At 60.0% G+C, this 14620-nt stretch carries 15 protein-coding genes and 1 pseudogene; 3 read left to right on the top strand and 13 right to left on the bottom strand.

What is annotated here, in order from left to right; genetic code table 11:
- The first annotated feature begins 101 nt into the window (after positions 1–101).
- Both FHX08_RS31635 and bfr read left to right on the top strand, forming a co-directional pair.
- Positions 102–452 (top strand): annotated as a pseudogene (locus FHX08_RS31635) ((2Fe-2S)-binding protein).
- Entirely contained in the window at positions 418–903 is a 486-nt protein-coding gene (gene bfr / locus FHX08_RS24745; RefSeq protein ID WP_184327721.1) for a bacterioferritin, read from the top strand. Before FHX08_RS31635 ends, bfr begins: the two are co-directional and overlap by 35 nt.
- Before the next feature lie 92 nt (positions 904–995).
- Here the strand turns inward: bfr and FHX08_RS24740 are convergent, their stop codons facing one another.
- The 6 genes from FHX08_RS24740 to rsfS all read right to left on the bottom strand — a co-directional run bounded on the left by FHX08_RS24740 (position 996) and on the right by rsfS (position 6736).
- Positions 996–1529 carry an RNA pyrophosphohydrolase gene (locus FHX08_RS24740; protein ID WP_132656070.1) on the bottom strand — a complete coding sequence of 178 codons (534 nt, stop codon included), beginning with the start codon at positions 1527–1529 and terminating at the stop codon, positions 996–998.
- A 13-nt stretch (positions 1530–1542) separates the two neighbouring features.
- Entirely contained in the window at positions 1543–2742 is a 1200-nt protein-coding gene (locus FHX08_RS24735) for a divergent polysaccharide deacetylase family protein (protein ID WP_132656068.1), read from the bottom strand.
- 76 nt (positions 2743–2818) lie between these two features.
- Entirely contained in the window at positions 2819–4141 is a 1323-nt protein-coding gene (locus tag FHX08_RS24730; protein WP_132656066.1) for a S41 family peptidase, read from the bottom strand.
- On the bottom strand, positions 4131–5537 hold the full coding sequence (locus FHX08_RS24725; protein ID WP_132656307.1) for a murein hydrolase activator EnvC family protein: 1407 nt from the start codon (positions 5535–5537) through the stop codon (positions 4131–4133). Before FHX08_RS24725 ends, FHX08_RS24730 begins: the two co-directional genes overlap by 11 nt.
- A gap of 154 nt (positions 5538–5691) precedes the next feature.
- Positions 5692–6174: a 23S rRNA (pseudouridine(1915)-N(3))-methyltransferase RlmH gene (rlmH, locus tag FHX08_RS24720; protein WP_132656064.1), complete on the bottom strand. Its 483-nt coding sequence runs from the start codon at positions 6172–6174 to the stop codon at positions 5692–5694.
- Positions 6175–6292: 118 nt separating this feature from the next.
- The gene (gene rsfS / locus FHX08_RS24715; RefSeq protein WP_184327720.1) at positions 6293–6736 is read right to left on the bottom strand and encodes a ribosome silencing factor; all 444 of its coding nucleotides are present in this window, start codon (positions 6734–6736) and stop codon (positions 6293–6295) included.
- 208 nt (positions 6737–6944) lie between these two features.
- Here rsfS and FHX08_RS24710 point away from each other — a divergent pair, with 208 nt between their 5' ends.
- Positions 6945–7322: a winged helix-turn-helix domain-containing protein gene (locus FHX08_RS24710; RefSeq protein ID WP_132656060.1), complete on the top strand. Its 378-nt coding sequence runs from the start codon at positions 6945–6947 to the stop codon at positions 7320–7322.
- Here the strand turns inward: FHX08_RS24710 and modC are convergent, their stop codons facing one another.
- The 7 genes from modC to obgE all read right to left on the bottom strand — a co-directional run bounded on the left by modC (position 7323) and on the right by obgE (position 14591).
- A complete protein-coding gene (modC, locus tag FHX08_RS24705; protein WP_132656058.1) occupies positions 7323–8393 on the bottom strand; it encodes a molybdenum ABC transporter ATP-binding protein in 1071 nt (356 codons plus the stop codon).
- The gene (gene modB, locus FHX08_RS24700; RefSeq protein WP_132656056.1) at positions 8390–9091 is read right to left on the bottom strand and encodes a molybdate ABC transporter permease subunit; all 702 of its coding nucleotides are present in this window, start codon (positions 9089–9091) and stop codon (positions 8390–8392) included. The genes modC and modB overlap by 4 nt, the downstream gene beginning before the upstream one ends.
- Positions 9092–9165: 74 nt before the next feature.
- Entirely contained in the window at positions 9166–9954 is a 789-nt protein-coding gene (gene modA, locus FHX08_RS24695) for a molybdate ABC transporter substrate-binding protein (protein ID WP_132656054.1), read from the bottom strand.
- A 491-nt stretch (positions 9955–10445) separates the two neighbouring features.
- A complete protein-coding gene (locus FHX08_RS24690; RefSeq protein ID WP_245508333.1) occupies positions 10446–11045 on the bottom strand; it encodes a nicotinate-nucleotide adenylyltransferase in 600 nt (199 codons plus the stop codon).
- A 37-nt stretch (positions 11046–11082) separates the two neighbouring features.
- A complete protein-coding gene (locus FHX08_RS24685; protein ID WP_132656050.1) occupies positions 11083–12366 on the bottom strand; it encodes a glutamate-5-semialdehyde dehydrogenase in 1284 nt (427 codons plus the stop codon).
- Positions 12359–13528: a glutamate 5-kinase gene (gene proB, locus FHX08_RS24680; protein ID WP_132656048.1), complete on the bottom strand. Its 1170-nt coding sequence runs from the start codon at positions 13526–13528 to the stop codon at positions 12359–12361. The genes FHX08_RS24685 and proB overlap by 8 nt, the downstream gene beginning before the upstream one ends.
- Positions 13521–14591, bottom strand: a complete 1071-nt coding sequence (obgE, locus tag FHX08_RS24675) for a GTPase ObgE (protein ID WP_184327719.1) — start codon at positions 14589–14591, stop codon at positions 13521–13523. The genes proB and obgE overlap by 8 nt, the downstream gene beginning before the upstream one ends.
- Positions 14592–14620 lie beyond the last annotated feature (29 nt).

The raw sequence follows: 14620 nt of genomic DNA, 5'->3' as shown, positions 1-14620 counted from the left end.
TTAAAGAGTTAGATTAAGCTCATTGGGCTATGACGCCTAGCTGCGTAGCGGTGAACGGGTTCGGTCACGGATTTTTCTTGACAGTCTCAATCTTCTTTTGAATAAAATAAGATAGTAAGTGTCATGTTTGGAATGAAGACGTGCTCGTCTGCAGTTGCAATTACATAACCGACAAAGAGATCCGGGACGTCATCAACAATCTTCTCGATGAGGATTGCTGGCAGCTTATCGTGCCTGCGAAGGTCTATCATGCCATGGCCAAGCGCGGCCGTTGCTGCGGTTGCTTCCCTAACGTTGTCGATATCATCATCAAGACAACCGAAGATTATCATGCTCGCCGCCACTCGACGGAATCAGAGATATTTGATTTCATGTCCCGCCTGAGAGAATTCCACGAAGAAAACAGGAGAGCGGACATTGAAAGGCGACAAAAAAGTCATCGAGCGGCTTAACGAGGCCCTTTTTTTAGAGCTCGGTGCAGTCAACCAGTATTGGGTTCATTATCGCCTCCTTGAAGATTGGGGCTACACCAAGCTCGCCAAGAAAGAGCGCGCCGAATCGATCGAAGAAATGCACCATGCCGACCGTCTGGTCGCGCGCATCATCTTCCTCGAAGGCCATCCCAACCTGCAGACACTCGCGCCGCTGCGCATCGGTCAGAACGTCAAGGAAGTTCTGGAAGCCGATCTTGCCGGCGAATATGACGCCCGCACAGCTTACAAGAAGTCGCGCGATATCTGCCATGACGCCGGTGACTACGTTTCCATGAAGCTCTTCGAAGAGCTGCTCGCAGATGAAGAAGGCCATATCGACTTCCTCGAAACGCAGCTCGACCTGCTCGAGAAGATCGGCGAAACCAAGTACGGTCAACTCAATGCAGACTCGGCCAACGAGGCCGAATAATTCGCCATCGGCAATGTTATATCAGCCGGTCGCCCCTGGGGCGGCCGGTTTCGTTTTGGGCGCATTGATGAAGACTTCAGCCGATGCGGTGATCAATCTTCCGGGATCAATCCGGAAAGGTGGCTGAATTCCGCTACGACCCGCTCATAAACGACGCGCTTGAAGGGAACGATCAGGCCGGGCAAGTCTTCCATCGGCTTCCATTCCCAGGCATCGAATTCCGGCTCGTGGCCGCCCGGCGGCGGATTGATGGCGATCTCGCTTTCATCGCCCTCGAAGCGGAACGCGAACCAGCGCTGGGTCTGGCCGCGATATTTGCCCCGCAGGCCGATGCCGATCAGCTGCGGCGGAAGGTCGTAATTGATCCAGTCTTGCGCCTCGGCAAGCAAGGTCACGGTCTTTATGCCGGTTTCCTCGTAAAGCTCGCGATAGGCTGCATCCAGCGGATCCTCACCTTTGTCGATACCGCCCTGCGGCATCTGCCACAGCTGGGGGGAGCCATCATACTCGGAATTGCCGTCGGGAATGCGCCGCCCGGCCCAGACAAGGCCCCGGCGGTTCAGGATCATCACGCCAACGCAGGGGCGATAGGGCAGATCCTCGGCTCTTATGGTCGCCTGGCTCATGGCTCTTCTCCGCTCAGGGATTCCTAGGGTCATTGACGAGTGCCGCAACGCCGACGATTTCGATGCCGCGCATGGTTGCTTCCTCGCTCCATTTGGAGATCGCGTCAATGCTCTCGTCGAAGGCCGAGGCAACGCCGATCGCCTGACCGTTGCGGCGGGCGATGCGCTCCAGTTCATCGAGTTTCTGCAGGATCGCGCTCACGTCAACCTGGCCGTCCAGCTGCAGGTCAGCGAAAGCGTAAGGAAGCTCCGTGCCCTTGGCGACCACAGCGGTCTTGGACTGCGCCGAAGTGCCGTCGTCGAGGAAGAGCAGGCCGCGCTTGCCGATATCCCGCATGATTGGCTCCAAGGCCTGGGGATCGGAGAGGAAGCGCCCGCCCAGATAATTCATGACGCCGGTATAATTGGTAATCTCGCCCATTGCCCGGTGCAGGTTTTCGATATTGCGCGCCACGGATTTCGATGTCAGCAGCGTACCCGGCCCCGGATCATTAGCTGGATAATCGAATGGTTCCAGTGGAATCTGTAGCATTATTTCGTGGCCGCCGCGCCGCGCATCCTGCATCCAACGCTGCAGGCTGTTGCCACTGGCGGCAAATGCAAAGGTGATCTCCTCCGGCAATTGCTGTATGGCGCGCTGCGTGCCTGTCTGGCTGAGGCCCAGGCCGCTGACGACGATCGCGATGCGTGTACCTCGCGTGCCGGACCATGGCCGCGCATACTGGTCCATTGGCCGTCGTCCATCCGGTCCGGTGATCGGCAGTCGACCGAAGGGCGTATCCTCAAGCAACGTTTCGTTGGGAATGGCGGCCATCCGCGGATCCTGGCCCATCTGCATGGCATCGACCAGGACCGGGCCGCTGCCATCGCGCGGACGAGGGCTGTATTTGGTGACGACGGAGCCGTCGCCGGTCACCATCCGTTCCACATTGGCACCCGATTGGGGTTCGGAGCGTGACATGCCGTTTGCGGCCTGACTGCCTGGTGTCCGCGGCTGCTGGATCGTATCGGTTGGCGGGGCGGCAGATCTGTCCTGCGATGCCGGAGGCTTCACCTGTTCCAGGCCATCACTTCGAAATGCCGTGTAAAGGGAAAAGCCGCCGATCGCGACAAGACAGATGCTCGCGGCAATCTGCCCGATCCGCAATATACCAGGACGCTTGCGCGCCGCCTTGCGGTTGCGGCCTAGAGGTGCATGCAAATCCGTTCCCAATTCCTTGCCCGCTCCAAAACCGGGAAACAGCAGAAAGCCTCAAGGCCGAGCGGTGCCCGGCCTTGAGAACAGTGAATTACTTGGCGACGACGGCCTTTTCCGGGTTCGGCGGGAAGGACGGATCGCTCTTGTTGCCGCGCAGCAGGTCAAGCGCGTAGTTGAGCTGGACGTCGTCCTTCGGATCCGGCGGGACGTAGGCAACGGAACCCGAACCTTCGTCCGTTTCGTTCTGACCCTTGATGTGGCCGCGCAGGGCGGATTCACCCTCGGTCACCATCTTGCCCTGGAGATCGGCCGGAAGGGGCTCTTCCACCTTGATGTCAGGCGTAATGCCGGTACCTTGGATCGAGCGGCCCGACGGCGTGTAGTAGAGCGCCGTCGTCAGACGCAGCGCCCCGTTCTCGCCGAGCGGGATGATCGTCTGGACCGAACCCTTGCCGAAGGACCGCGTGCCGAGCACCGTTGCGCGACGCAGGTCCTGCAGGGCGCCGGCGACGATTTCCGATGCAGAAGCCGAACCGCCGTTGATGAGAACGATCAGCGGCTTGCCATCTGTCAGGTCGCCCGGACCGGCGTTGAAGCGGCGGGTCTCATCCGGGTTGCGACCGCGGGTGGAAACCACTTCACCACGCTGCAGGAAGGCGTCGGAAACATTGATCGCCTGGTCGAGCAGACCGCCGGGGTTGAGACGCAGATCAAGGACAAAGCCCTTGAGCTTGTCGGCCGGAACGGTGGCCTTGATCTTCTGGATCGCCTTTTCGAGATCCGGATAGGTCTTCTCGGTGAAGGAGATGACACGCAGGTAGCCGACATCATCCTCGACGCGCGACTTGACGGCCTGGACGGCAACGACGTCGCGAATGATTGTCAGTTCGATCGGCTTATCAGCCCCCTTGCGGATGAGCGTCAGCTTGATCGGCGTGTTGACGGCGCCGCGCATCTTCTCGACGGCGTCTTCAAGCTTCAGGCCGCGGACGGACTGGCCGTCGATCTCGGAAATATAGTCGCCGGCGAGGACGCCAGCCTTGGCGGCGGGAGTATCATCGATCGGGGTGATGACCTTGACGAGTTCGTCTTCCATCGTGACTTCAATGCCGAGGCCGCCGAACTCACCCTTGGTCTGGGTGCGCATGTCTTCGGCGTCCTTCGCATTCATGTAGCTGGAATGCGGATCGAGCGAGGACAGCATACCATTGATGGCGCTTTCAATCAGCTTGTCCTCAGCCGGCGGCGTTACGTATTGCGCACGCACGCGTTCGAAGACGTCACCGAATACCGAAAGCTCCTTATAAGTCGATGCGCCAGCCGCCTCTGCAGGCACGCCTGCGGAGTAAATGACGCTCATCGCGGTCGCGCCCATCAGTGCGCCGACCAGAACAAGAGAAGCCCTACGAATCATTGCGTGCCTTTCCAGTGTCTTTGGCGGTCCACCACGGTCGGGAATCGACCGGTTTACCGTCCTTTCGAAACTCAATGTAAAGCGTCGGCCGATCTGTTTCCAGCGCCAATGCTGTTGCGCTTGCCACTCTTTTCGCACCCATCACAGCCAGAGGTTCGCCGGAGAAAACGAATTTTCCCTGACGGGTGCTGATCGTATCCATGCCTGAGAGAACCAGGTGGTATCCGTCGCCAGCGTCGAGGATGATCATCTGGCCATAGCTACGGAAGGCGCCGGCAAAAACCACCAGACCATCAGCAGGGGCCGTAACCACCGTCTCCGGATTGGTCGCGACCGTCATTCCCATGGCCTCGTGTCCGGTGCCATCGGCATCGCCGAACTGGCGCAGAATATCGCCTGCCACAGGCAACTCCAGCTTTGTCTTCAATTCTCCGAAGGGATATGCGGGCGCAATGCGGTTTTTATCGGGCACACCGCTGTCAGCCAAAGCCTTCGCCTGGGCACGCTGTTCGTCCGTCAGCAGCTTGCGGTTTTCTTCCGCTTGCCTTGCGGCTGCGGCGGCATCGCGCACCGAGGCGATTTCCGTTTCCATCGAGGCTACAAGGCTTTCGAGCGTCGTCGCCTTGCCCGCCAACTCCTGCGAACGATGCTTCTCGGCCTCCAGCTCGGCGGTGTTCGAGCGGCTGAGCTTGTCGTTTTCGGCAAGCAGCAGGTCCATGCGCCGTTCTTCCTCCAGGCTGTTTGCCATGGTGGCGGCGAAATCTTCCTTCTCCTTGGCGCTTGCCGTCTGCAGGGCCGAAAGATTGGCGAGATCGGCGGCGAGTTTTTCGGTCTCCTTGCGGATGCCAGGCACCACGGCACCGAGCAGAATGGCACTACGAACAGAGCCGAGCGCATCTTCCGGTGTCACGAGAAGGGCAGGCGGCGGGTTTCTGCCCATGCGCTGGAGGGCAGCGAGAACCTCGGCAAGAAGCCCACGGCGCTCGTGTAGGGAGCGGCGGATGCCGTCTTCCTTCACGCCGAGCTCGGCGAGCTTCTTTTCGCTAGCGAGAATCTTGCCTTCTAGCGATTTACGGCGAGCGGCGGAATCGATCAGTGCCTGGCGTATGTTTGCCGTGCTCTTTTCCAGATTATCGATGCTGCTTTGAAGTTCAGTCACTTTGTCGGAGGACAGGCTTATCGTCTTCGACAGCTTATCGAGTTCGGCTCGGGTCTCATCGCGCTTTTTCGCAAGTTCGGCTGCGGGATCAGGCGGCGGCTGGTCGGAGGACGCTGCAGGTGCTGCCGGTTCGGCTGCGGGCGGCGTGGGGGCGTCCTGCGCCCGCACTGAAGACGAGTGGCCAGAAACGACAGTGACGGCCGCACTCAGCCCTGCGGCAATGGCCGGCAGGAACAGGCGTGATCGCTTGGAGGCAGCTCTCGTCATACGTTTGGGGTTTACTCGTTCAAAATCGCCCGGAACCTAAGCTGATTTGGGCCCGTTGGCCAGAAAGTTTGAAGGAGAACAGGCCAGGAGGCAAAACACGGCTGCGTGACCATTTCCGGCCGTATCAGACACGATGATAAGGATGCCCGGAGAGGATCGTTACGGCGCGATAAAGCTGCTCGGCAATAAGGGTTCGGACAATCTGGTGCGGCCACGTCATCTTGCCGAGGCAGAGTGTCATGTCGGCGCGGTCGTAGAGCGAGGGATCGAGGCCATCGGCGCCGCCGATCGCAATCGTCAGGTCGCGCTTGCCCTGATCGCGGTAGCCGCCGAGCAGATTGGCGAAGGCTTCGCTGTCCAGTGCCTTGCCGCGTTCGTCGAGAAGAACGAGAATGCTGCCGTCGGCAAGCGACTTCAGCAGCATGGCCGCTTCCTCGCGTTTGCGGGTCTCGGCGTTGGAGGCGCGGCTTTCGGCAACTTCGGCAATACGGGAAAATTCCAGGCCGACCGCAGGACCGGCCTTTGCAAAACGGTCGAAATAACGGGCCGCAAGATCCTTTTCGGGGCCGGACTTCAGCCGTCCCACCGCAAAAAGACCAATCCGCATTCATCCGCTCCTGCTCTGCCGCGCTTCGGAAGCGCAATGTGGATTTACCGGCCCGCCATCGAAAGCCGGCCTGGTCAGTTACCACACTTCAGGCGCCGGGCGGATGCCGAGCTGCCTGTCAGTGCCGCGTTTCCTCGTCCATATCTGGAGCCGCCCACATCTTTTCGATGTTGTAGAACTCGCGGATTTCGGGACGGAACACATGCACAATGATGTCACCGGTGTCGATCAGGATCCAATCACCGCCTTCCTGACCTTCGACGCGGGCCGTACCGAAGCCCTCGTCCTTGAGATCAGTCAGAAGATGATCGGCGATCGCCATGACATGCCTGTTCGAGCGGCCAGAGACGACAACCATGTAGTCTCCCAGCGCCGATTTTCCAGCAATGTTGATGGTGACGATATCTTCAGCTTTGGAATCCTCGAGGCTGACGAGGACGGCTTCCAGAGCACGGGCAGCGGCATCGGCGCCACGTTCCGAACCCTTCGGGACAACGACGAGCGTTTTTCCCTTGGCGTGTACTGTTGTCAGTGCTTTCCCTTTCCTGGAATGACAAACCATGCACAACACAAATCCGGCGCAACCGGATCATGGTTAAGATAGGCATCAAACCATTAACGTTTCAAGACGCGGCGCAGCGCGCGACGGCGGAAAGCCGTATTTGGCGTGACGAAATCGAGATTTCGACCCTTGGTCGACATGGAGCAGTTGTGTACAGCGTCTTCGGTCGAGCGTAAAGTAATGAAGACTTCTGCAAATTCCGATCGATATGACCGAAATCGCCAAAAATCCGCTTACGCCCGTCCTGCGAATCACGTTTCCCGATGACGATCGCCTCGGCCACGGCAAGATGGAACTGCTCGAACATATCCGCGAGACCGGTTCGATCTCCGCGGCAGGCCGCGCAATGGACATGTCCTATCGTCGCGCCTGGATGCTGGTTGCCGATATGAACCGCATGTTCAGGGCCCCGGTGGTGGAATCGCAGCGCGGCGGCCAGAAGGGCGGCGGTGCGGCGCTGACGCCTTTCGGCGAAGAGTTGCTGGCGCGCTTTCGCGAGATGGAAAAGACGGTGCGTAACAGCCTTGCTGAGGATCTCGCCTGGCTGCAGAACAACCGCAATCTTCAACAGAATGGTCGGGGCTGATCAGGCTTCCAGCGCAACCGTCTTGACGACGGCGAAAGCGGGCATGCCCTGGCGCAGGCCGAGGCGTTCGCAGGAGAGTGCGGTGATACGCGAAAGTACGGCGTCGCCGGCGCAATCGAGGCGGATTTCCACAGTACCATCCGCAGCCGGCGAAAGCTCGGCGATGGTGCCTGCCAGAATGTTGAGGGCGCTCAAGCCCTCCGGCTTCTGCGTCGCCAGCATGACGTCGCGCGCGGGGATGCGGATCCGCGCGGGCTTGCCGACAGTCGGCGCAATACCCGGAACATAAACTCGGCCGGATTTCAGCATGATCGTTGTGATCCGCTTGGCCGCATCGATGGTCTCGACCGCGCCCTCGAGCACAACGCTTGCCTCTCGTCGGTCTTCCGGGAGCAGCGAAGATCGACTGAGGACCTCCGTCGCAGGACCTGCCGCCTCCACCTTGCCGTCGCGCATGACCACGACCTGGTTTGCCAGGCGTGCGACCTCTGCAATCGAATGGCTGACATAGACGATGGGAATGTCCATGTCGTCACGTAGGCGCTCGAGATAGGGCAGGATTTCGGCCTTCCGTATTTCATCGAGCGCAGCCAGCGGTTCATCCATCAGGAGCAGGCGCGGCGAGGACAGCAATGCGCGGCCGATCGCGACGCGCTGTTTCTCGCCGCCCGAGAGTTTGGATGGGCTGCGGGCAAGGAGTTCGCCGATATCGAGCAGATCGACGACGCGGTCGAAATTTTCCGTGTGTACGGATTTCGGCGCGAACCAGCGTCCATAAAAGAGGTTTGTTCGGACGCTCAGGTGCGGAAAGAGCCGCGCTTCCTGGAAGACATAGCCGAAACGGCGGTGGTGGCGAGGAACGAAAATGCCTTTTGCCGTATCTGTCAGCGTTTCGCCATCGAGTAGGACCCGGCCTTCGGCCGGGCGGGTGAGGCCGGCGATGATGCGGATGAGCGAGGTCTTGCCGGAACCGGAGCGGCCGAAAAGCGCCGTCACGCCGCGCTCGGAGGTGAAGGCGGCGTCGAGGCTGAAGGCGCCGAGGCGATGTCTTGCTTCGACAATGAGCGTCATTCCGGATCGATCCTCTGACCGGCGAGATACGCGAGGAACTCCGAAGCAAGCAAAGCGAGCATTGAGATCACGATGGAAACGAGAGTTAGCCGCATGGCGCCGGCATCGCCGCCCGGCACCTGAGTGAACGTATAAATGGCGGCTGACAGCGTCTGGGTTTCGCCCGGGATGTTGGAAACAAAGGTGATGGTGGCGCCGAATTCGCCCATCGCTTTGGCAAAGCAGAGGATCATACCGGCGATGATGCCGGGAATGGTGAGCGGCAGCGTGACTGTCAGGAAGACCCAAATAGGGCTCGCGCCAAGCGTCCCAGCCGCTTCCTCCAGCTTGCGGTCCACGGCCTCGATAGACAGGCGGATGCTGCGGACCATCAAGGGAAAGCCCATGACGCCGCAGGCGAGCGCAGCGCCCGTCCACCGAAAGGACAGCACGATGCCGAGATATTGATCGAGCAGGCTGCCGATCGGGCCGCGGCGTCCGAAAAGGATAAGGAGAATGAAGCCGGTGACGACGGGCGGCAGAATCAACGGCAGGTGAACGATGCCATTCAGAAGCGACTTCCCCCAGAAGCGGCCGCGGGCGAGCAGCAGTGCAACAAAGATGCCAGGCAGGAGGCTCGCCATCATGGCGACGAAGGAAACGCGCAGGCTCAGCAGAATCGCCGTCCATTCCTCGTCGCGCAAACCGAACATATCCAAACGTCATCTTCTCCGAAACATAGAAGGCCGGCGATGCGAGCCTTCACGCTAAGCTGTAGCCGCTAATTGCGCAATTATTTCAGGATCGTGAAGCCTTGAGCGGTAAAGAAGGGGGCGGCCTTGTCCGACTTCAGGAAGTCGAGATAGGCGGCGGCGTCCGGGTTCTTACTCTCAGCAAGCAGGGCGATCGGATAAATGATTGGGGGGTGGGAGTCGGCCGGGAAGGTGCCGACGATCGCGACGCCTTTATCGGCGGCTGCGTCCGTCTGGTAGACGATGCCGTAAGGCGCTTCGCCGCGCGAAACGAAAGCGAGTGCGGCGCGCACACTCTCCGCATAGGCAACCTTGGCTTCTACAGACTTCCAGACGCCGAGCTTCTCGAGCGCGGTTTGACCATATTTGCCGGCCGGAACCGATTTCGGTTCGCCCATAGCGAGCCTGCCATCCCCGAGAAGGCCAGCAAGATCAAAGCCCGATTTGATTTCGACCGGCTTCTGCTTGCCGTTTTCAGCTACGAGGACGAGGCGATTGCCGAGCAGGTTGGAGCGCGTGTCCGCCTTGATCAGCTTCTTGTCGGCAACATAATCCATCCAGTTCAGGTCGGCGGAAATGAAGACATCGGCCGGAGCAGCGTTTTCGATCTGCTTGGCGAGCACACCGCTTGCCGCATAGGAGGCGACGGCTTCCTTGCCGCTTTCCCTTGCCCAGGCGGCATTGGCGGCGTCGAGCGCATCCTTCACGCTTGCAGCTGCGAAAACGGTGACCTTCTCGGCGGCTGCGGCTGGAGCAGAAAGTGCTGCTGCGCCAAGCCAGACGGTCGAAATCGCGGCAGCCAGTTTCATCCAGTGGCGGCGGTTACGCATGATCTTCTCTCCGGGTTCGAAATATTTAAACGGATATAACGACAGAGAAGGTTTGGCTAGGGTTGCGTTTCTTAAAATATAACGGTGGCTGGACGTGATTTGCCGCGCCGCATGCTCATGCATTCGCGAGATGCATGGCTCGCTTTGAGCCGGAAATCGCCGAGGCGAAAATGTGGCAGTTCCTGGTGGCAAATGGCAGGTCGAAAGAATGATAAGTTTGAATCGTCTGTTTTTGCTGATTAAAATGGCAGCGTGTCCAACTGTATTTCCGCGAGACTTGCGCTAAATGCATTGCTGCAATGCACCGATATATATTCACGTTCTGAACAAATGTGGTAAAACACAATCATCCGACGGCTTCTCCTCCTCCCATAGCCGTCCGATAGGATCGACAACACTCCTCCTCCCAGTTGTCGATCAAGTTTTAAGCCCGACGCACCTCCTCCCGCGTCGGGCTTTTTATTTTCAGCAAACTTTCCAGACGATTCGTTCTATTCCGCGGCTTTATGATGATCGCCGTTGCGGATGGCTGTCGAGCTCAAGGTCGAGCGAGGCCCGTGAATGAAAGTCCAGGCGGGCGCCGGCTTCTTCCAGAGAATGCGGGCATCGTCCTCGTCAATGCGGGCAAAGGCGAAGGTCTTGGCCATTTTCGAAGAGAGGTAAGAGAGGGTCGAGCCCGGCCGGTCGATGACGGCAATCGGGAAAGTGCGCGCGATATCCTGCCATTTCTGCCAGCGATGGAAGTTTTCCAGGCTGTCAGCGCCCATGATCCAGATGAAATGCACATGCGGATTGCGTGCTTTCACGCGGGCGAGCGTATTGGCTGTGTAGCTGACACCGAAGGACTGTTCGAAGGCTGTCACCTTGATATGCGGGTCGGAGGCGATGCTTTCGCTGCGGGCGATGCGCTCCGAAAGCGGTGCCAGGTGATTGCGGCTCTTCAGCGGATTGCCGGGTGTCACCATCCACCAGAGCTGATCCAGCCCCAGGCGGCGGATGGCAATTTCGGCGACCAGCGCATGGCCTTCATGCGGCGGATTGAAAGAACCGCCAAACAGACCGACGATCATGCCCCGTTCGCTATGCGGCATGCGGAGATAGTGCCGGTCTATCTGCTCTGTGTTCACGTCAGGGCCGCGTCTGTCCACTGCCGCGAACGCGGTATTTGAAAGAGGTGAGCTGCTCGACCCCGACAGGGCCACGCGCGTGCATTTTGCCGGTGGCAATGCCGATTTCCGCACCCATGCCGAATTCGCCGCCATCGGCAAACTGCGTGGAGGCATTGTGCAGCAGAATGGCCGAGTCGATCTCGGTGAAGAAACGCTCGACGACTTCAGGATCCTCCGCAAGCACGGCTTCCGTATGGTTGGACGAATATTTCTGGATATGGCCGATCGCACCGGAAATGCCGTCAACGACGGCAACGGAAATGACGGCATCCAGATATTCGGTCGACCAGTCTTCTTCGGTCGCAGTCTTCAGCCCGGGTATCACCTCGAGAACGGCTGCCGAAGCGCGGACTTCGCAACCGGCCTGACGCAAAACCTCGACCAGTGGCGCCAGATGCGTGCTGATCGCGGCGCGGTCAACCAGCAGGGTCTCAGCAGCGCCGCAGACGCCGGTGCGGCGCATCTTGGCGTTGACGATGATATTCTTCGCCATTTCGAGATCGGCGGAGGCATCGACATAGATATGGCAGAGGCCTTCCAGATGCGCGAAAACCGGTACGCGCGCCTCGCTCTGCACGCGGGCAACGAGGCTCTTGCCGCCGCGCGGCACGATGACGTCGATTGCGCCACCAAGCCCGCCCAGCATGGCGCCGACTGCAGCGCGGTCGGTGACGGGCACGAGCTGGATCGCATGTTCCGGCAGGCCAGCTGCCTTGAGGCCTTCCACCATGCAGGCGTGGATCGCAGCCGAGGAACGGCGCGAATCCGAACCGCAGCGCAGGATCACCGCATTGCCGGCCTTCAGGCAGAGCGCACCGGCATCGGCCGTGACGTTCGGTCGGCTTTCAAAGATGACGCCGATGACGCCAAGTGGCGTGCGGACACGTTCGATCTTCAGGCCATTCGGGCGATCCCAGGCGGCGATGACCTCGCCGACGGGATCGGCAAGAGCGGCAATCGCACGGATGCCCTCAGCCGTTTCCGTGACGCGCTTGTCGTTCAGCGTCAGGCGGTCGATGAAGGAGGCGAGCATGTCCGTACCCTCCACATCCTTCAAATCCTTGGCATTTTCCGAAAGGATATGGGCTCTGTTCGCCATGATGGCATCGGCCATGGCGTTCAGAGCCTTGTTCTTGGCATCGGTGGAAGCAAAGCCCAATGGTCGCGCGGCGGCCTTGGCCTTGCGGCCGATGTCGTTCATCAGCACGTCAATGTCAGGGCTTAGCGCAACCGTATCAAGCATAGCTTGCGTCCTTCTTCTGCCTTTCCGATTTCGAACCGATCTGCGCCGTCATGACCATATCGTCGCGATGGACCATGGCGGCGCGGCCGGGATAACCGAGGATCGCCTCGATGTCAGCCGACTTGCGGCCGGCGATCTGGCGGGCTTCCTCTGCGTCGTAGCTGACCAGCCCGCGGGCGATCTCGCGGCCGGAGGGGGCGATGATCGCAACCGTATCGCCGCGGGCGAAATTGCCGGAGACGCTGCGCACGCCGGCGGGAAGCAGGCTTTTGCTAGCGCCGAGCGCCGTGACTGCGCCTTCATCGAGATGCAGCATGCCGGCTGGCTGAAGCTGTCCGGCAATCCAGGTTTTGCGGGCGGTGACGGGCGTGCCCGAAGGCGCAAACCAGGAGTAGCGCGCACCGTTTTCGATTGCTGAAAGCGGGCTTTCCGTCTTGCCCGAGGCGATGATCATGGCGCAGCCGGAGGTCGTCGCGATCTTACCGGCATCGATCTTGGTGCGCATGCCGCCGCGCGAGAGTTCGGAGGCCGCGCCACCGGCCATTGCTTCGATCTCGGGGGTGATTTCCGCAATGGTTTCCAGGAATTGCGCGTTCGGATCGAGATGCGGCGGAGCGGTGTAGAGACCGTCTATATCGGAGAGAAGGACCAGCAAATCGGCGCCGGTCATGGTGGCGACGCGGGCGGCAAGGCGGTCGTTGTCGCCATAACGGATTTCGCTGGTTGCGACCGTGTCGTTCTCGTTGATGATCGGCACAGCGCCGATCTTCAGAAGCTGGTTGATGGTGGCGCGGGCGTTGAGGTAACGGCGACGCTCCTCCGTATCGCCGAGCGTCAGCAGGATCTGGCCGGCGACCGTATCGTCGCGTGAAAGGCTTTCCGACCAGGCGCGTGCCAGCGCGATCTGGCCGACCGCCGCTGCAGCCTGGCTTTCCTCCAGCTTCAGGGCGCCGGAGGGAAGATCGAGCACCGAGCGGCCGAGCGCGATAGCGCCTGACGATACGACGAGAATATCGACACCTTTGGACTTCAACCCCGCGATATCGGAGCACATGGCATCGAGCCAGGCTTTCTTCAGGCCGGTCTTGCGGTCCACCAGCAAAGCCGAACCGATCTTGATGACGATCCTTCGGTAACGATCCAGCGGTTTACGGCTACTCATCGCTCTCGTCCTCGTCGGTGAGGATCATGTCGCGATGGCGCAGCTTCGGCGTCTTGGCCGGCTTTTCCTCGGCATTGGCTTCAACGATGATGTCGCGCAGCGCGCGCAGCACTTCGGTCATACCGTTGGCGGTGACGGCCGAAATCAGAAAGGGTGTCTTGCCGCAGGCCTTGGCGAGTTCCTTGGCCTTCTTCTTCAGGGTCGCATCGTCGAGCACGTCGATCTGCGAAAGCGCAACGATCTCCGGCTTGTCAGCCAGCTCATTGCCATAGGCTTCGAGCTCGTGTTTGACCGTTCTATAGGCCTTCCCGACCTTTTCCTCCTGCGCGGAAACCAGATGCAATAACACGCGTGTGCGCTCGACATGGCCGAGGAAGCGGTCGCCGATACCGACACCTTCATGCGCGCCTTCGATAAGGCCGGGAATGTCGGCGAGGATGAATTCCTGACCGTCGATGGTGGCAACCCCGAGGTTCGGGTGCAGCGTTGTGAACGGATAGTTCGCAATCTTCGGACGGGCACGGGTCACTGAAGTAAGGAAGGTCGACTTGCCGGCGTTCGGCAGGCCGACGAGGCCGGCATCGGCGATCAGCTTCAGATGCAGCCAGATGGTCTTTTCTTCGCCAGGCAGACCGGGATTGGCCCAGTCCGGTGCCTGATTGACCGAAGACTTGAAATGGGCGTTTCCGAAGCCGCCATTGCCGCCCTTTGCGAGGCAGAAGCGCTGGCCTTCCTCCGTTAGGTCGCAGATCAGCGTTTCCTGGTCCTCTTCGAGGACCTGCGTGCCGACAGGCACCTTGAGCGTCACGTCGTCGCCATTGGCACCGGTGCGGTTCTTGCCCATACCGTGCATGCCGACCTTGGCCTTGAAGTGCTGCTGGTAGCGAAAATCGATCAGCGTATTGAGGCCATTGACGGCTTCTATCCAGACGTCGCCGCCGCGCCCGCCGTCGCCTCCGTCAGGCCCGCCGAACTCGATGAATTTCTCGCGGCGGAAGGAAACGCTGCCCGCGCCACCATCACCCGACCGGATATAGACCTTTGCTTCATCGAGAAATTTCATTTTACTTCCAGTACTCGGTGCGTTTGGGC

It is taken from the genome of Rhizobium sp. BK529 (assembly GCF_014194105.1).
Taxonomy (GTDB): Bacteria; Pseudomonadota; Alphaproteobacteria; order Rhizobiales; family Rhizobiaceae; genus Rhizobium.
The sequence above is the reverse complement of the archived record's forward strand: the minus strand, read 5'-3'. Positions and strand labels throughout refer to the sequence as shown.